This is a genomic window from Sphingomonas guangdongensis (assembly GCF_900199185.1).
Taxonomy (GTDB): Bacteria; Pseudomonadota; Alphaproteobacteria; order Sphingomonadales; family Sphingomonadaceae; genus Sphingomonas; species Sphingomonas guangdongensis.
Window position 1 is genome coordinate 858456 of the sequence record NZ_OBMI01000002.1, and the last position, 15813, is coordinate 874268.

Consider the following 15813-nt stretch of genomic DNA (forward strand, 5'->3'; position numbering starts at 1 on the left):
ATGCCAGCCTGCGCTGGCATAACCATACCTACTTTTCGAACGCGGCTGCGATGTCGAGCTTCACCTCGTCGCCGACCATTGGCACTCCGAAGCCCAGCCCCCACTGCGTCCGCTGAATCGTGCCGGTCGCGTGGAAGCCGACCGTCTCCTTGCTGCCCATCTGCGCCGGCCCCTTGCCCGCGCCGTAGAACCGCGCGTCGAGCGTTACGGGGCGGGTGACGCCGTTCAGCGTGAGGTTGCCGGTGACCTTGGCGGTCTGGCCGGTCGCGCGGACACTGGTCGACACGAACTTCGCATCCGCCGCGCTCGCGCCGAAGAAATCGGGCTTGCCGCCGTCCTTGCCGGCGCGGAGCAGGTGCGCGGTGAGGCCGGCGCTGGCGGTCGTCACCTTGCTGACCGGGATCGTCACGTCGACCTTGGCCGCGTTGGGGTTCTTGGGATCGAGCACCAGCGTGCCGGTCACGTCACCGAAGATGCCGGTGTAGGGCGAGAAGCCGAGGTGGTCGACCGTCCAGGTGACCAGCGAGTGGCCGGGATCGGCGGTGTAGGTGCCGCCGGTGATCGCGGCCGGGTTCTTCGACCCCGGCGCCTGCTGCGCGGTGGCGGTGACGGTGGTCGCGGCGAGCGCGAGCAGGGCGGCGTAGGCGAGGCGCATGGATAAACTCCCGTGAACGGCGTTGTGACCTTCAACCACAGCCGCGCGAGCGGTGAAAGGGCGATCGCGAAAACGGATCGTTTCGGAAGCGTTCACCCGGCCGCGCGCCGTATGTCGAAACGGATCCGCACCCAGGTGCCGGTCTTCGGCTTGCCGTTCACGGTCGGCGGGCGCACCAGGAACTGCCAGGCGGCCTGCCGCATCATACGCGCGAGGCCGGAGCCGGGCGATTCGCCGAGCTCCCGGCAGTCCTCCACATGAAAGCGATCAATGGTGCGGCACACGATCATGCCCCAGCCCTCCGTGGTGCGCGGCGGCATGTAGGTGGCGAGCTCCGCCCGGGTAGGCTCGCGGTACCATTCGGCCGGGTAGAGCGTCTCGCCTCCTGGCGCTGCGCCCGGTTCCCCCGGCGTGCTGTTGCCGCCGCCCACATCGGCGAGCGTGGTGCCGCTCGCCGCGCCGGGATCACGGGCGATCCGGCCGATGTCGGTCGCGGCGAAGTCCGATCGGCTCATTCGCATGAAGTCGGGCAGGGCGACGGGCGGCTCGACTGGCGGCGGCGGGGCCACAGGCGCAGGGCGAGGGCGCTCCGGCTGCGGACGTCGCTCGGTTACGCGACGCGGCTGTTCGGTCCGCCGGGCGGAAATTTCCGCCTTCTCGCCGCTCGCCACGTCGAAGGTCGCGAGCGCGCGGCCCGGGTCACCCGGCTCTCGTAGCCCCGCGCCGAGCCACAGCAGGGCGAGCAGCAGCAGGAGCAGCAAGATTGCGGACAGCAGGATCGCGCCCGCGCGGCTCCCGATCGATCCGGCGGGCCGGTACGACGATGACTGGTACGCCGCGGACATGCCCTGCCGCCGCTACAGCACCCGCCCGGCCGCGACAACGACCGGGCGCGGACCTTGCGCGTCAGTTCTTCGCCTTGTCGACCAGCTTGTTGGAGCCGATCCACGGCATCATCGCGCGCAGCTCGCTGCCGACCTGCTCGATCGGGTGGCGCTCGGCGGCCTTGCGCGCGGCCTTGAGCTCGGGCTGTCCGGCGCGGTTGTCGAGCACGAAGTTCTTGACGAACCGCCCCGACTGGATGTCGGCGAGCACGCGGCGCATCTCCGCCTTGGTCTCGTCCGTGATGATCCGCGGGCCGGTCGTAATGTCGCCGTACTCGGCGGTGTTGCTGATCGAGTAGCGCATGTTGGCGATTCCGCCCTCGTAGAGCAGGTCGACGATCAGCTTGGTCTCGTGCAGGCACTCGAAATAGGCCATTTCGGGCGCGTAGCCGGCCTCCACCAGCGTCTCGAACCCGGCCTGGATCAGGTGGGTGATGCCGCCGCACAGCACCGCCTGCTCGCCGAACAGGTCGGTCTCGCACTCTTCGCGGAAGTTCGTTTCGATGATGCCGGAGCGGCCGCCGCCGACGCCGCTGGCGTAGGCGAGCGCGATGTCATGGGCGTTGCCGCTCGCATCCTGGTGGATCGCTACCAGGCAGGGCACGCCGCCGCCGCGGACATACTCGGACCGCACGGTGTGGCCGGGGCCCTTGGGCGCGATCATGATGACGTCGACGTCGCTGCGCGGCTCGATCAGGCCGAAGTGGACGTTCAGGCCGTGCGCGAAGGCGATCGCGGCGCCGGGGCGCAGATTAGCGTGGATGTCCTCGGCGTAGATTGCGGCCTGGTGCTCGTCTGGAGCAAGGATCATCAGGATGTCGGCCCAGCCGGCCGCGTCCTTGTTCGACTTGACCTCGAAGCCCGCGCCCTTCGCCTTGTCCGCGGTGGCCGATCCGTCGCGGAGCGCGATCGCCACCTGCTTGACGCCCGAATCCCGCAGGTTCTGCGCGTGCGCGTGGCCCTGGCTACCGTAACCGAGGATCGCGATCTTCTTGTCCGAGATCAGGTTCAGATCGGCGTCGCGATCATAGTAGACACGCATGGTAGTTCCCCTTTCGATGACGGCCGTCATGCCAGCGGACGCTGGCATCTCGTGGTGCAAGGGTGCGACACCCAGGCTGGAGACCCAAGCGTATGCTGGGGTGACGAGTTGGTGATTGATGTTTCTACGCGCCCTCGCGACCTCGCGCGATGGCGACGATGCCGGTGCGGGCGACTTCGACGAGGCCGACCTCCTTCATCAACGTGACAAAGGTGTCGATCTTCTCGCGCCCGCCCGTCACCTCGAACACGAAGGACGAGGTGGTCGCGTCGACCACGCGGGCGCGGTAGACCTCGCCCAGTCGCAGCGCCTCGATCCGGTGGTCGCCGGTGCCCGCGACCTTGACCAGCGCCAGCTCACGCTCGACGTGCGGCCCCTGCGTGGTGAGGTCGGTGACCTGATGGACGGGCACCAGCCGGTCGAGTTGCGCTACGATCTGCTCCAGCGTCTCGACGCTCGCGCTCGTGACGATGGTAATGCGGCTGACCGACTGGTCGGCGGCGATCTCGCTCACCGTCAGGCTCTCGATGTTGTAGCCGCGGCCGGAGAACAGCCCGGCGATCCGGGCGAGGATGCCGGGCTCGTTGTCGACGATCACCGCGAGCGTGTGGCGCTCGGTCTTTTCTTCCCTGATGTGCATCTGATCCTCACTCCCCTCCCTGGAAGGGAGGGGTCGGGGGTGGGTTGCGTCATGGCGGTGTACGGTGGGCGTGGTGGATGCGGTTCAGTACCGCGGTTATCCATCCACCCCCGAACGTTCGCTTCAAGGCAGGAAAGCAGAACGTCAGACCAGCGCCTTGGCCTCATCGTCGAGGGTGCCTGATACCTCGTTCGCCTGCAGGATCATCTCCGTGTGGCTGGCGCCCGACGGGATCATCGGGAAGCAGTTGGCGAGCTTGGCGACACGGCAGTCGACCATCACCGGGCCGTCATGGTCGAGCATCGCGGCGATGCCGTCGTCGAGCGCGTCCAGCGTCTCGATCCGGATCCCCTTCCAGCCGTACGCCTCCGCCAGCGCGACGAAGTCGGGCAGGCTGTCCGAGTAGCTGTGAGCGTATCGGCTCTCATAGGTCAGCTCCTGCCACTGGCGGACCATCCCCATATACTCGTTGTTGAGGATGAAGACCTTGACCGGCAGCTTGTACTGTGTCGCGGTCGCGAGCTCCTGGATGTTCATCTGGATGGATGCTTCGCCCGCGATATCGATGACCAGCGCACCAGGGTGGCCGAGCTGCGCGCCGATCGCCGCGGGCAGGCCGTAGCCCATCGTGCCGAGCCCGCCGGAGGTCAGCCACTTGTTCGGCGCCTCGAACCCGAAGTGCTGCGCGGCCCACATCTGGTGCTGGCCGACCTCGGTCGAGACGATCGGCGCGCGGTGCTTGGTCGCTTCGTAGAGCGCGCGCACCGCCCGCTGCGGCATGATGGTGGTGCCGTCGCCCTCCGGAAACTGGAGGCAGTCCTTGGCGCGCCACTCCGCGATCCGGCCCCACCAGTCGGCGAGGTCTGGCTTCGGGTGCGCCCGCGCCTTCCACACCTTGACCATTGCCTCCAGTGCGTGCCCCGCGTCGGCGACGATCGGCAGATCGATGCGAACGGTCTTGTTGATCGAGGATCGGTCGATATCGATGTGGACCTTGCGGCTGGTCGGCGCGAACATCTCCAGCTTGCCGGTCACGCGGTCATCGAAGCGCGAGCCGATCGCGATGATGAGGTCGGCCTGGTTCATCGCCCAGTTCGCCTCGTAGGTCCCGTGCATCCCGAGCATCCCCAGCCAGTTCGGACTGGAGGCGGGCAGTGCGCCTAGCCCCATCAGCGTCGAGGTGACCGGCGCCCCCGACAGACGGACGAGCTCGCGCAGGAGCTGCGACGCCCCCGGGCCCGAGTTGATGATGCCGCCACCGGTGTAGAGCACCGGGCGCTCGGCAGCGGCGAGCATGTCCACCGCAGCCTCGATCGCGGCCAGATCGGGCTTGACCTGCGGGCGGTAGGTCTTGTGCTGGATGGGCCCGGGGCGGCTGTAGCGCGCGGTTGCGACCTGCACGTCCTTGGGCACGTCGACCACGACCGGTCCGGGCCGGCCGGAGGTCGCGATGTGGAACGCCTCGTGGATCGTCGCGCCGAGCTTGGCCGGATCCTTCACCAGGTAGTTGTGCTTGGTGCAGTGGCGCGTGATGCCGACGGTGTCCGCCTCCTGAAAGGCGTCGGTGCCGATGAGCGTGGAGGGCACCTGGCCGGTGATGACCACCATCGGGATGGAATCGAGCAGGGCGTCGGTGATGCCGGTGACGGCGTTGGTCGCGCCGGGCCCTGAGGTGACTAGCACCACCCCTGGCTTGCCGGTGGCGCGCGCGTACCCTTCCGCCGCGTGGGTCGCGGCCTGCTCGTGGCGAACGAGGATGTGACGGATCGCACGGCGGCCGCCGGACGCCTGCGCCTGCTTGAACAGCGCATCGTAGATCGGGAGCACCGCGCCACCGGGATAGCCGAAGATCACTTCGACCCCGAGATCGGCCAGCGCCTCAACCAGGATGTCGGCTCCACTCTTCTCCGTCACAACCACAGCTTCCATAGACAAGTGAGAGGCGGCTGCTAAACGCAGCAAAACGTCACGTCAACCGACGATTGCGCAACTTTAATTCAAACAGTTGGATAAGGCTGGAATGATCCAATTCCTCCGCGCGCGTCCAAGTCGGTGGTGGCTGGTGGCGGAACCAGGTGTACTGCCGTTTCGCATATCGCCGGGTGGCCTGCCGCGCGCGCTCGAGCGCCGCCTCACGATCAAGCGTGCCGCCGAGCATCGCCGCGATTTCCGGCACGCCGATCGCGCGCCGGACCGGCGCGTCGGCCGGCACGTCGCTCCGTGCGAGAAGTGCGGCGACCTCGACCGCGGCGTCGCCGTCGAACATCGCGGCGAGCCGGCGGTCGCAGCGCTCGACGAGCCAGGCGCGGGGCGGCAGCAGGACGGTCGCGCTCAGTTGCACCGCGTCCGCTATGCCGCCGGTGCGGGCGGCCTGCCACTCGGCGAGCGGCCGACCCGTTGTGCGGATCACCTCCAGTGCGCGGGCAACGCGGGTGGTGTCGCTCGCGTGGAGCCGTGCGGCGGCGGCGGGGTCGAGCCGTACGAGTTCTGCGTGGTTCGCGGCAACCGGTGCCGCGCGGACGGCTGCGCGAACCGCCGGGTCGATCGCGGGGACCGGTGCGATCCCCTCCAGCAGCGTGCGGAGGTAGAGCCCCGTCCCGCCGACTAGGATCGGCAGCTGTCCCTCTGCGTGCGCCGCCGCGATCGCGGCGCGCGCCTCGGCCGCCCAGCGCGCCGCGGAGTAGCTGGTGTCGGCGCCGTCAACATGCCCGAACAACTGGTGCGGCGCGCGCGCCTCCTCCGCCGCGGTCGGCCGCGCGGAGAGCACGCGCAGGTCGGCATACACCTGGCTCGCGTCCGCGTTGATGACCACGCCGTTGTTCCGCTCGGCAAGTGCCAGCGCCAGCGCGGACTTGCCGCTCGCGGTCGGCCCTGCAATGAGCGCGAGGCGGGGAAGGGAAGCCATGTCACCCTCTACCCTGTCCGCCCCGAGCGTGTCGAAGGGCGTGTCGCAGGCGAGACGCGTCGGTCACGTGCTTCGACAAGCTCAGCACAAACGGGGGCGTGGGTGTACGTTGCAACGATTATCGGTCCGCTTTCCGACAACACGCTCGACGACGGCAGCGCCCGCCTCGTCGCTACGGGCTGCGCGCCCGGCAGAACCGCTTGGCTCGACTGGGGTAAGGCGGCCGACATCTTCTTCGAGCACGATCCCGCGGCCGCGCGCACGGCGCTGGAGGGCGCGTTCGCCGACACAGATGTCGTCGTCCAGCCTGCCGCCACTCGCGAGAAGCGGCTGCTCGTTGCCGACATGGATTCGACCATGATCACGGTCGAGTGCATCGACGAACTGGCCGACTATGCCGGCATCAAGCCGCAGATCGCCGAGATCACGGAACGCGCGATGCGCGGCGAGCTCGACTTCGCGGGCGCGCTTGACGCCCGGGTCGCGCTGCTGAAGGGGCTGGAGGAGGGCGCGATCGATCGCTGCCTTGCCGAGCGGGTCCGCCTGATGCCAGGCGCCCGCACACTGGTGCAGACCATGCGCGCGCGTGGCGCGTACACTGTGCTGGTATCGGGCGGGTTCATCCGCTTCGCCGAGCCTGTGGGCGAGCAGATCGGGTTCGACCGGGTGATCGCCAACCGTTTGAACGTCGTGGCGGGCGCACTCGACGGCACGGTCGCCAAGCCGATCGTCGACAGCGGCACCAAGGAACTCGCGTTGGCCGAAGCGTCAGCGGAGCGCGGGCTGTCCGCGGAGGCGACGCTGGCGGTCGGCGACGGTGCCAATGACCTCGCGATGATCGGCAAGGCTGGGCTCGGCGTCGCCTTCCATGCCAAGCCGATCGTCGCGGCGGCGGCCGGTGCCCGGATCGATCACGGTGACCTGACCGCGCTGCTCTGGGCGCAGGGGATCGCGCGGGCGGACTGGATCGGCTGATCCCTTCCTCAAGGCCGTCGCGGGCGACAGGTTCAGCCGCGCACGACCACGCAGGGGTTGCCGCTGGCCTTGGCCGGTCCGCACGAGCGCTCGGCCTCCGCGGAGCTCGCGAAGCCGCCGACCTGGAGGCGGGTGAGCGCGCCGGCGCGAACGAGGTAGGGCGTCTTGCCGGCAAAGCCGCCGGCGCGCTGCAATTGGGCGAACAGCGCGCGTGCATTGCCCTCGTCACGGAAGGCGCCGAGCTGGACGCGGAACGGGCCGGAAGCCGTCTTCGGCGCAGGCGCAGCACGGGTAGGGGCGCTTGCGACCGGCGTTGGCCGCGGCGCGGCGGGTCGGCGTGCCGACGACTGCTCAGCGACCTCGGCAGTCGGCTGAGCGGTAGCGCGGGGAGTCGAGCGTGGGGTCGGCCGCCCCGTTTCGCGCGCCCGTGCGGGTGCCTCCGCGACGACGACGGGCGACGTGGCGCGCCCAGCCTCGCTCTCCAGCGTGCGGGCGAGCTCCGTCCCCTTCTGCCGATCCGACAGGCTGATGTAGCGGTCCATCTGCGCAAGCGTTGCGGTCGCCTGGGACAGGCCGGCGCCGGATGCGCGGGTCATCAGCGCATAGGCGCGCACCCAGTCGCGCGCGACCACGTCCGCGTTGAAGTACATGGTGCCCAGCACATATTGCGCGCGCGGTTCGCCGCGCCCTGCCGACTTCTCCAGCCAGGTCACCGCGCGGTCACGCTTGTTGTTCTGGAATAGCGCGAGACCGTAGTTGTCCGCCGCCTGGCGATGGCCCTGCTCGGCGGCCTTGCGGTACCATTCCTCCGCCATCGGCAGGTCGACGGGCACGCCGCGACCGAGCTTGTAAGCTTGCCCCAAGTTGAACTGAGCATCGGCATCGCCCGCGACCGCGGGGCCGCGCCACTCCTCGACCGCGCGGCGATAGTCGCCGCGGCCCCAGGCGTCGACGCCTGCCTTCACGTCGGCCGCGGCGGGCACCGCCGCCACCATCGCCACCATCGCCGCCCCCGTGCAGAGCCTGTGCATCCTTGAACCTCGGTCCGTTCTTCACCCGTGATTAACGCGCATTAGCCATCGAGATGCAAAGAAATCGTGACCAAACGGCGTGCCGGCGCGGCGCAGCTTAATCGTTACACTCTCGCGCGAATTAACCGCTTCTTATCACCCTGCATGCCAGTGGTGCCTCGGAACCGAACACGTCGGGAAGGGTGGGAATGCGCGTTTTGGCAATGGCGTCGCAGAAGGGCGGATCCGGAAAGACGACGCTTTCCGGACATCTGGCCGTGCAGGCGCAGCTCTCCGGCGCGGGGCCGGTCGTGCTGATCGACATCGATCCGCAGGGCTCGCTGTCCGACTGGTGGAACGAGCGCGAGACCGAACTGCCGGCCTTCGCCCAGACCACGGTGGCGCGGCTCGCTGCCGACCTGGAGGTGCTTCGCCAGCAGGGCTTCCGCCTGGCCGTCATCGACACGCCGCCCGCAATCACCATGGCGATCCAGAGCGTTATCGCGGTCGCCGAGCTGGTCGTGGTGCCGACCCGGCCGAGCCCGCACGACCTGCGCGCGGTCGGCGCGACCGTCGACCTGTGCGATCGGGCGGGCAAGCCGCTGATCTTCGTCGTGAATGGCGCAACCCCCAAGGCACGGATCACCAGCGAGGCCGCGGTCGCCCTGTCTCAGCACGGCACCGTCGCCCCCGTCACCATCCACCATCGTACCGACTTCGCCGGATCGATGATCGACGGCCGCACCGTCATGGAGCTCGACCCCAAGTGCCGCTCGGCGCAGGAGGTTGAGGCGCTGTGGACCTATATCTCCGACCGGCTCGAGAAGAACTTCCGTCGGACCGTGTTCGCCGCGCCGAACAGCAGCACCGGTTTCGCTCCCCCCCGCCCGGCCGCCGGCTTCGGCCGCCGCGTGGTCAGCTGAGGGAGCAGTCATGTTCGGTTCGTCCAAGCCATCGGCGTCGCTCTCCTCCGGCCTGCTCGCCCGCAAGGGCCAGGCGCGCCCGGCGATGCGGCCACAGGGTTTCCACACCACGTCGATGAATCTCGAGGATCTCGGCTGGAACGACATGGGCGAGGAGGCGGGACCGGTGGTGCCGCTTGCACCCATCGTCGACACGCCGACCAAGGCGCTGCCCGCGGCAAGGCCGCCGGTGCTCGTCGAGCGCGCCGAGCTGGAAGAGGCGATCGCGCCGACACCGGCGCCTGCACCCGCGCCGCTGCCGGAGCCGACGCCTGTCTCCATGGCGGTCGCCCGGCGGCTGACCCGCGACGTGCAGGCGAAGGCGGGCAAGGCCGCGTTCACGCTGCGGCTCGATCCCGACCGCCACCTGCGCCTACGGCTCGCCTCGGCGACGCGCCACCGCTCGTCGCAGGCGCTGATGATCGACGCGCTCGACGCGCTGCTCGCGACGCTGCCGGAGATCGAGCACCTCGCGGATCAACTCAAGACCGACCGGACCGCTGCCCAAGGGGGGAAAGCATGAAGACCCGCACCATCATCGCCGCAAGCCTGCTGGGCGTGGCGAGCGTCGCTGGCGGCATCGCCGCCAACGCCTCCATCGACACCGGAGCGGAGCGCCGCGCCGCCGCCGAAGCAAAGGACGCTGCCCGCGCGCTCGCCAAGCGCAAGGCGGAGCGCGCGATCACCAACGCCGAGCAGGCGGTGGCGCTGTCCCCGCGCAATGCCGCATACCGAACGCTGCTCGGCAAGGCCTACCTGCTTGGCGGGCGATTCACCTCTGCGGCCGGCGCGCTCAGCGACGCGCTGTCGCTCGACCCGGCGGACGGCGCGGCCGCGCTGCACCTCGCCCTTGCGCAAATTGCGCTGGGCGAGTGGGGTGCCGCGCGTGAGACGCTCACCACGCACGAAAAGGCCATTCCGACGACCGACCGCGGTCTGGCGCTGGCGCTCGCCGGCGATCCGTCGACGGCCGTCGAGGTGCTGAGCGCCGCGACCCGCGACGGGGCGGCCGATGCCAAGACCCGGCAGAACCTAGCGCTCGCGCTCGGACTTGCCGGTCGCTGGGCGGAGGCGAAGACGATCGCCGCGTTCGATGTCGGCCCGGCCGAGATCGACGCCCGCATCCGGCAGTGGATGGTGTTCGCGCAGCCGAAGACCGCCGCCGACCAGGTAGCCTCGCTGCTCGGCGTGGTGCCGGTCGAGGATGGGGGTCAGCCCGAGCGGCTGGCGCTCAACACCACCGCGCCGACCGCGCTCGCGGTTGCGCAGCCGGTCGATCCGGTCGACGCCTTCATGCCCGGCGCGAGCGCGGACGCGACGCCGACGCCGACGCTCGAGCCGGTAGCGGCGCAGACCGCCGAGGTCGCCTTCACCGCCGAGGTGCCGGCGAAGTCGGCAACCGCTGTCGCCTTTGCGGAGCGCCGCGAGGTCGTGCAGACCGTCGCCACCCCGCCGAGCACGCCCGTTTCGCTTGCCAAGCCGGTCCGCAAGCCTGCCGTGGTCCGCACGGCCGTGCCGGCGCGCGTGCAGAGCGGCAATTTCTACGTCCAGCTCGGCGCTTTCCAGAACGTCGGGGTCGCGAAGGATGCGTGGGGCCGCCTGTCGCGGCGCTACACTGCGCTTTCCAGCTACACGCCCTATGGCGCGCGCTACAGCGCGAACGGCGCCAACTTCTACCGACTGGCGGTCGGAGGCTTCAGCCGCGGCGATGCCGACCGGCTGTGCCGCCAGGTGCGCGCGAACCGCGGCGTCTGCTTCGTGCGGGCAGGGGCGGGCGACCAGGTCGCGGCGTGGTCGCGCAAGGGCGTGCAGCTCGCTGCCCGCTGACCGAGGATCAGGCGGCGATCTCCTTGCCGCCCTTCCACACCCGCAGCACGCGGCCCTGCACCGGCAGTCCATCAAAGGGCGTGTTGCCGTCGCGCTCCGTGGTGATCTGCCACGGTGCGTGCGGATCGAAGAGCACCAGGTCGGCGGCCTCATCCGGCTGGAGCGTTCCGGTATCCAGCCCAAGGATCCGCGCCGGATTGGCGGACAGAAGGGCGAACAGCCGCTCCATCGACAAGCCGGCGCTCTCGCGCAGGTTCAGCCCGAGCGCGAGCAGCGTCGTCGCACCGGCCGCGCCTGGCGCCGCATCGGCGAACGGCAGCCGCTTCTCCTCGGGCCCGCGCGGATCATGGCCGGACGACAGCACGTCGACCGTACCGTCGGCGAGCGCGGCCAGGCACGCCTGACGGTCCGCCTCGCTCCGGAGCGGGGGCGACAGGTGCGCGAAGGTGCGGAAATCGCTGACAGCGATGTCGGACAGCAGCAGGTGCGCGGGCGTGATCCCGCAGGTGACGCGGACGCCCCGGCGCTTGGCGGCGCGGACCAGATCGAAGCCGGCGGCCGTGGTCACCTGACGCAGGTGGAGCCGCGCGCCGGTCTCCTCCGCCAGCAGGAGGTCGCGCGCGATCGCCAGCGCCTCCGCGCTCGCCGGGGCGGACGACAGGCCGAGCAGCGTTGCGGTCAGCCCGTCGGTCGCGACCGCATCGCCGACCAGCCCGGCGTCCTCCGCATGGGAGACGACCGTCAGGTCCAGGTCGCGGGCATAGGCCAGCACCTTGCGCATCAGCCCGGAGTCCCCGATCCAGCGCCGCCCCGTCGCGACCGCGCGGGCGCCGGCCGACGCGGTGATCGCCATCTCGGCCAGGTCCTCGCACCGCAGCCCGCGGGTGGCGGCGGCGAGCGGGTGAACCCACAGCTCGGGCTTGCCCATCGTGGCGGCGCGCCGAACGATGCCGGGATCATCCAGCACCGGCGACTGATCGGGCATCAGCCCGACGCGAACGATCCCGCCCGCCCGGCACGCCGCCTTGTCGACCTTGAACGCGCCCAGGTCGACGATCGCGGGCGCGAGATGCTTGCCGCCGCAGTCGATCACCGTTGCGTCGGGCGGCGCGTCGCCCGCGACGATCCGCTCGCCCGCGACCACCAGCACGCCGGTGCGCTCACCTGCCGGGCACACCAGCCGCGCGTTGGTGAAGGCGATCGTCACGCCCAGCCCTCGACGCCCCGCGCGCCGCGGGTCAGCACGTCCAGGCACGCCATCCGCACCGCCACGCCCATCTCCACCTGTTCGGTGATGGCGGATCGGGTGAGATGGTCTGCGACATCGGAGTCGATCTCGACCCCGCGGTTCATGGGGCCGGGATGGAGTACCAGGGCGTCGGGCTTGGCCCGCGCGAGCCGGTCGAGCGTCAGCCCGTAGCGGGCGTGGAACTCGCGGGTCGAGGGGATGAAGCCGCCGCTCATGCGCTCGTTCTGGACGCGCAGCATCATTACGACATCGGCGCCCTCCAGCGCGGCGTCGAAGTCGGTGAAGGCGGCGACGCCGAACGCCTCGATCTCCGGCGGCATCAGCGTGGAAGGGGCGCAAACCCGCACTTCGGCCGCGAGCGCGGTCAGCGCCAGCATGTTGGACCTCGCCACCCGGCTGTGGAGGATGTCGCCGCAGATCACCACCCGCTGCCCCTCCACCCGCCCGCGGCGGCGGCGGATGGTGAGCGCGTCGAGCAGTGCCTGCGTCGGGTGCTCGTGGCGGCCGTCGCCGGCGTTGAGCACCGGGCAGTCGACCTTGTCCGCGATCAGCCGCACCGCGCCCGAGCTCATGTGACGGATGACAATCACGTCGGCGCGCATCGCGTTCAGCGTCACGGCGGTGTCGATCAGCGTCTCGCCCTTCTTCACGCTCGACTGTGCAGCGTGCATGTTGACGACGTCGGCGCCCAGCCGCTTGCCCGCGATCTCGAACGACAGCAGCGTCCGGGTCGAGTTCTCGAAGAACGCGTTGATCTGGGTGAGCCCCGCCAGCCGCTTGTCGGGCGCGGCACGGGTGCGATTGGGCTCGATCCACTCCTCGGCCGTGTCGAGCAGGAACAGGATCTCGTGCGGTTGCAGCCCCATGATCCCGGTCAGGTGCCGGTGCGGGAACGCCAGCCGTCCGGGCGGATAGGCGGACGTGGTGGCGGGAGCGGGCGGCATCGCCGTGTCTGCTACCGCCCGTGCCCCCGCCGGGCAAGCCGGCTTGCCGCAGTCACGCGCCCGGCGCTATGCGCTGGCGGGCGGGGAGGGTCCTTATGTATCTGCGTAGTTTGGTTATGCTCGGTGCGCTGTCGCTCGGAGGTTGCGGTGGCGGCGGTGGGACCGGCGGGGTCACGACCCCGGCACCGGCACCGACGCCGTCACCTGCACCGACCGCCAGTCCTACGCCGTCACCGACGAGCTCGCCGACCGCGTACCGCCGCTTCGCCGAGCTGACCGGGGATCAGCGCTTCGCGTCCAGCTGCGGCGGGCTGCGATCGAACAGCGCACCGCCCGATCCGATCCCGAACTCGCCGTTCGGCCAGGGCTTCGTGGTCGATTACCGCGCGACGGCCGACAGCTGGACGGTCACCGGCGACAATGGTGCCGTCACCTTCGGCCCGGTCGACCGCGATCCGAATGCGCCACCCAACACGCCCAACTACGTCCGCACGGTCGACGGCGCATCGCAGCGGCTGTCAATTGGAACACCGCAGGCCGGTGGCACAGCGCTGGAGTATACCCGAGGCTACCTGCTGACGCTGCGCGACGCGCAGTACCGCTGCATCTTCGGTGTGCCGACCCAGCTTGCCGATCTGCCGGCGGCCTCGTTCAGCTACGCGCGGACCGGCGTGAATGGTCAGGCGTTCAGCGTGCCGGTGCCGAGCGGTCCGCGCACCGGCTACAGTGTCGAGCGCAGCACCGCGACGCTCCGCTACGATGCCGCGGGCCGCGTCGAGCTGACGATCCGGCTGATCGGGACCGAGCAGACCTTAAGCGGTCCGGCGACGACCGGCACCGAGCTCGGCACCTACACCGCGACGCTGCCGATCGACCGTACCCGCGGGATCTACGGCGGTGCGCTGTCGTCGACGTCGCGGCAGGTCGACGCGTTCAACGTCGGCGGCTGGTTCTTCGGCTCGGGCGCGGGTGAGGCGGGAATTGCGGTGGCGCTGCTCTCCTACGACCCGGTCACCAACACCCGGGTGTCCGCCCTGATCAACGTGGTGGGTGCGCGCTAGGCGTTCACCAGCGCGTCGATCGCTGCCTGAAGGATATGGGCGGCGGCCAGGCTGTCGACCCGCTCCGCCCGCTTCGCGCGGGACAGGTCCTGCTCGATCATCACCCGCTCGACCGCGACCGTCGACCAGCGTTCGTCCCAGAGCAGGATAGGCAGCTGCCAGTCCCGAAGGTTTCGCGCAAAAGCGCGGGTCGACTGCGTTCGTGGCGAGTCGCTGCCGTCAAGGTTGAGCGGCAGGCCGACCACCACGCCGCGGATCGACTGCGGCGTGAGCAGCGCGGCGAGCGCTCCCTTGTCCGCGGTGAACTTGGTCCGGCGGACAAGCGGGGCGGGGGAGGCGAAGCTCCACCCGGCATCGCACAGCGCCGTGCCGATCGTCTTCGTGCCGACATCGAGCCCGAGCAGCCGACCGCCATCGGGCAGCGCGGCGCGGAACTCGGCCGGTGCCGCGGTAATCACCGCGCGCGGAACGCCTGCAGGCGCCGCCCGGCGTCGGCACGGACGTTCGCCCAGAACAGGCTATAGTCGTAGACGTGATAGTTGTTGCCGGGCAGCACGTACGGGCCGACGTCCGGACCCTCACCGATCATGAGCAGCCCGCGCCCCTCGCAGCGCGCGCCGACGCGGCCCGGCTGCATGGTTGCGCTGGTAAGGTCGGCGGCGGGGAACAGCGTGCCGAGGTTGGCGCTTGCCGGAGCAGCGCTGCCGGCCGTACCGGTCAGCGGGTTGGTGCAGACCATCGCGGTGCCGCGACGCGAGCGGCCGTAAAAGCCGGTGCTCGCGTCAAAGGTATCGAGGATCAGCGACGGATCGGCGGGCTCGCCAAAGGTCTGCCAGGAGAGCAGGCAGCCGCTTTGGTCGGCGCGGGTGCACTCGGGCAGGCCGAGCGCGGCGAGATCGGTCTCGCGCGACACCGGCCAGCCGACCACGTACGCCGCCACGATCCGGCGCGCGAGCGGCGTGCGGGCGACCTTTTCCCGCAGCAAGCGGGTGAGGTGCAGTGCGCCCTGGCTATGGCCGGCGAGGATCAATGGCCGATCGGGATTGGCGGCCACAAACGCATCGAACGCCTGCGCCACGTCGCTATAGGCTAGGTCGAGCGCGCGCTCGGCATCTACCTTGGTAGTCAGGAATGCGCCGAACGCCGCCTGGCGATAGCGTGGCGCCCAGACCTGACCGGCCGCGTTGAAAGCGCTCGCCTGGCCGCGCAGGAACACCGCCGCACGGTCATTCGCCTCGCGATCGTCGAGCGGCGCGTTCCACTGATTGGTGGCGAGGAACGAGGTCGGGTGGATGAAGAAGACGGCGGCGCCCGCGTCCTCCGGCGTCTGTCCGGCCGGCACCCATAGCGCGGGGTTGTTCGCAAGCTCGGGACGGGCGATCCACATGGCGGTGCCGCTGTACGCATCGGCCGGCAGCGCACCCTGCGCCCGGAACGCGACCGACGGCGTCAGGTAGCGGCGCACCAGATCATTGCCGAACAATCGCCAGGCAAAGGCGGCGGCGATCGCCAGCACGATCAGGCCTGCAACGACATAAAGGAACTTCCTGGCCAAGCGGCGTCACTCGTTTGTGCAGTGCAGCATGAGCGCTGGCCGTGCAAGTCCGTTCCCCGTGCCCCATGATTGCAGCGCACGCAACGCAAGGGGCAGTTGCGCGC

The 15813-nt window shown here is 70.1% G+C and carries 16 protein-coding genes; 5 read left to right on the top strand and 11 right to left on the bottom strand.

All coding sequences use genetic code 11. From position 1 onward, the window contains the following. Positions 1-28: 28 nt before the first annotated feature. From CRO12_RS11355 to miaA, 6 genes are all read right to left on the bottom strand, one after another. Positions 29-655: a YceI family protein gene (locus CRO12_RS11355; RefSeq protein ID WP_097064111.1), complete on the bottom strand. Its 627-nt coding sequence runs from the start codon at positions 653-655 to the stop codon at positions 29-31. Positions 656-747: 92 nt separating this feature from the next. Next, positions 748-1500 carry a hypothetical protein gene (locus tag CRO12_RS11360; RefSeq protein WP_097064112.1) on the bottom strand — a complete coding sequence of 251 codons (753 nt, stop codon included), beginning with the start codon at positions 1498-1500 and terminating at the stop codon, positions 748-750. A gap of 61 nt (positions 1501-1561) precedes the next feature. Next, entirely contained in the window at positions 1562-2581 is a 1020-nt protein-coding gene (gene ilvC / locus CRO12_RS11365) for a ketol-acid reductoisomerase (protein ID WP_097064113.1), read from the bottom strand. Between the two features lie 124 nt (positions 2582-2705). Next, complete coding sequence (gene ilvN / locus CRO12_RS11370; RefSeq protein ID WP_097064114.1) at positions 2706-3221, bottom strand: acetolactate synthase small subunit; 516 nt, start codon at positions 3219-3221, stop codon at positions 2706-2708. A gap of 144 nt (positions 3222-3365) precedes the next feature. Next, entirely contained in the window at positions 3366-5135 is a 1770-nt protein-coding gene (ilvB, locus tag CRO12_RS11375) for a biosynthetic-type acetolactate synthase large subunit (RefSeq protein WP_097064322.1), read from the bottom strand. Positions 5136-5187: 52 nt separating this feature from the next. Further along, the gene (gene miaA / locus CRO12_RS11380; protein WP_097064115.1) at positions 5188-6126 is read right to left on the bottom strand and encodes a tRNA (adenosine(37)-N6)-dimethylallyltransferase MiaA; all 939 of its coding nucleotides are present in this window, start codon (positions 6124-6126) and stop codon (positions 5188-5190) included. A gap of 102 nt (positions 6127-6228) precedes the next feature. On the opposite strand from miaA, the gene serB reads away from it, so the two are divergent. After that, positions 6229-7101 (top strand): phosphoserine phosphatase SerB, encoded by an 873-nt coding sequence (gene serB, locus CRO12_RS11385; RefSeq protein ID WP_097064116.1) that lies wholly within the window; start codon positions 6229-6231, stop codon positions 7099-7101. 32 nt (positions 7102-7133) lie between these two features. On the opposite strand, the gene CRO12_RS11390 is transcribed toward serB, so the two are convergent. Next, on the bottom strand, positions 7134-8132 hold the full coding sequence (locus CRO12_RS11390; protein ID WP_245858411.1) for an SPOR domain-containing protein: 999 nt from the start codon (positions 8130-8132) through the stop codon (positions 7134-7136). A gap of 188 nt (positions 8133-8320) precedes the next feature. On the opposite strand from CRO12_RS11390, the gene CRO12_RS11395 reads away from it, so the two are divergent. From CRO12_RS11395 to CRO12_RS11405, 3 genes are read left to right on the top strand one after another with little or no spacing between them, the layout of a single operon-like run. Then, the gene (locus CRO12_RS11395; RefSeq protein WP_097064117.1) at positions 8321-9034 is read left to right on the top strand and encodes a ParA family protein; all 714 of its coding nucleotides are present in this window, start codon (positions 8321-8323) and stop codon (positions 9032-9034) included. A gap of 10 nt (positions 9035-9044) precedes the next feature. After that, positions 9045-9596 carry a hypothetical protein gene (locus CRO12_RS11400; protein ID WP_097064118.1) on the top strand — a complete coding sequence of 184 codons (552 nt, stop codon included), beginning with the start codon at positions 9045-9047 and terminating at the stop codon, positions 9594-9596. Further along, positions 9593-10900 carry an SPOR domain-containing protein gene (locus CRO12_RS11405; RefSeq protein ID WP_097064119.1) on the top strand — a complete coding sequence of 436 codons (1308 nt, stop codon included), beginning with the start codon at positions 9593-9595 and terminating at the stop codon, positions 10898-10900. Before CRO12_RS11400 ends, CRO12_RS11405 begins: the two co-directional genes overlap by 4 nt. 7 nt (positions 10901-10907) lie before the next feature. Here the strand turns inward: CRO12_RS11405 and CRO12_RS11410 are convergent, their stop codons facing one another. Together CRO12_RS11410 and CRO12_RS11415 are read right to left on the bottom strand one after the other, a co-directional pair. Continuing rightward, positions 10908-12113: a dihydroorotase gene (locus tag CRO12_RS11410; RefSeq protein WP_097064324.1), complete on the bottom strand. Its 1206-nt coding sequence runs from the start codon at positions 12111-12113 to the stop codon at positions 10908-10910. Beyond that, positions 12104-13093 (bottom strand): aspartate carbamoyltransferase catalytic subunit, encoded by a 990-nt coding sequence (locus tag CRO12_RS11415; protein WP_097064120.1) that lies wholly within the window; start codon positions 13091-13093, stop codon positions 12104-12106. Before CRO12_RS11415 ends, CRO12_RS11410 begins: the two co-directional genes overlap by 10 nt. A 116-nt stretch (positions 13094-13209) precedes the next feature. Here CRO12_RS11415 and CRO12_RS11420 point away from each other — a divergent pair, with 116 nt between their 5' ends. Then, positions 13210-14154: a hypothetical protein gene (locus tag CRO12_RS11420; protein ID WP_097064121.1), complete on the top strand. Its 945-nt coding sequence runs from the start codon at positions 13210-13212 to the stop codon at positions 14152-14154. On the opposite strand, the gene ruvX is transcribed toward CRO12_RS11420, so the two are convergent. Both ruvX and CRO12_RS11430 read right to left on the bottom strand, forming a co-directional pair. Beyond that, complete coding sequence (gene ruvX / locus CRO12_RS11425; protein WP_097064122.1) at positions 14151-14612, bottom strand: Holliday junction resolvase RuvX; 462 nt, start codon at positions 14610-14612, stop codon at positions 14151-14153. The genes CRO12_RS11420 and ruvX overlap by 4 nt on opposite strands. Next, a complete protein-coding gene (locus CRO12_RS11430; RefSeq protein ID WP_097064123.1) occupies positions 14609-15709 on the bottom strand; it encodes a DUF3089 domain-containing protein in 1101 nt (366 codons plus the stop codon). Before CRO12_RS11430 ends, ruvX begins: the two co-directional genes overlap by 4 nt. Between the last annotated feature and the right edge of the window lie 104 nt (positions 15710-15813).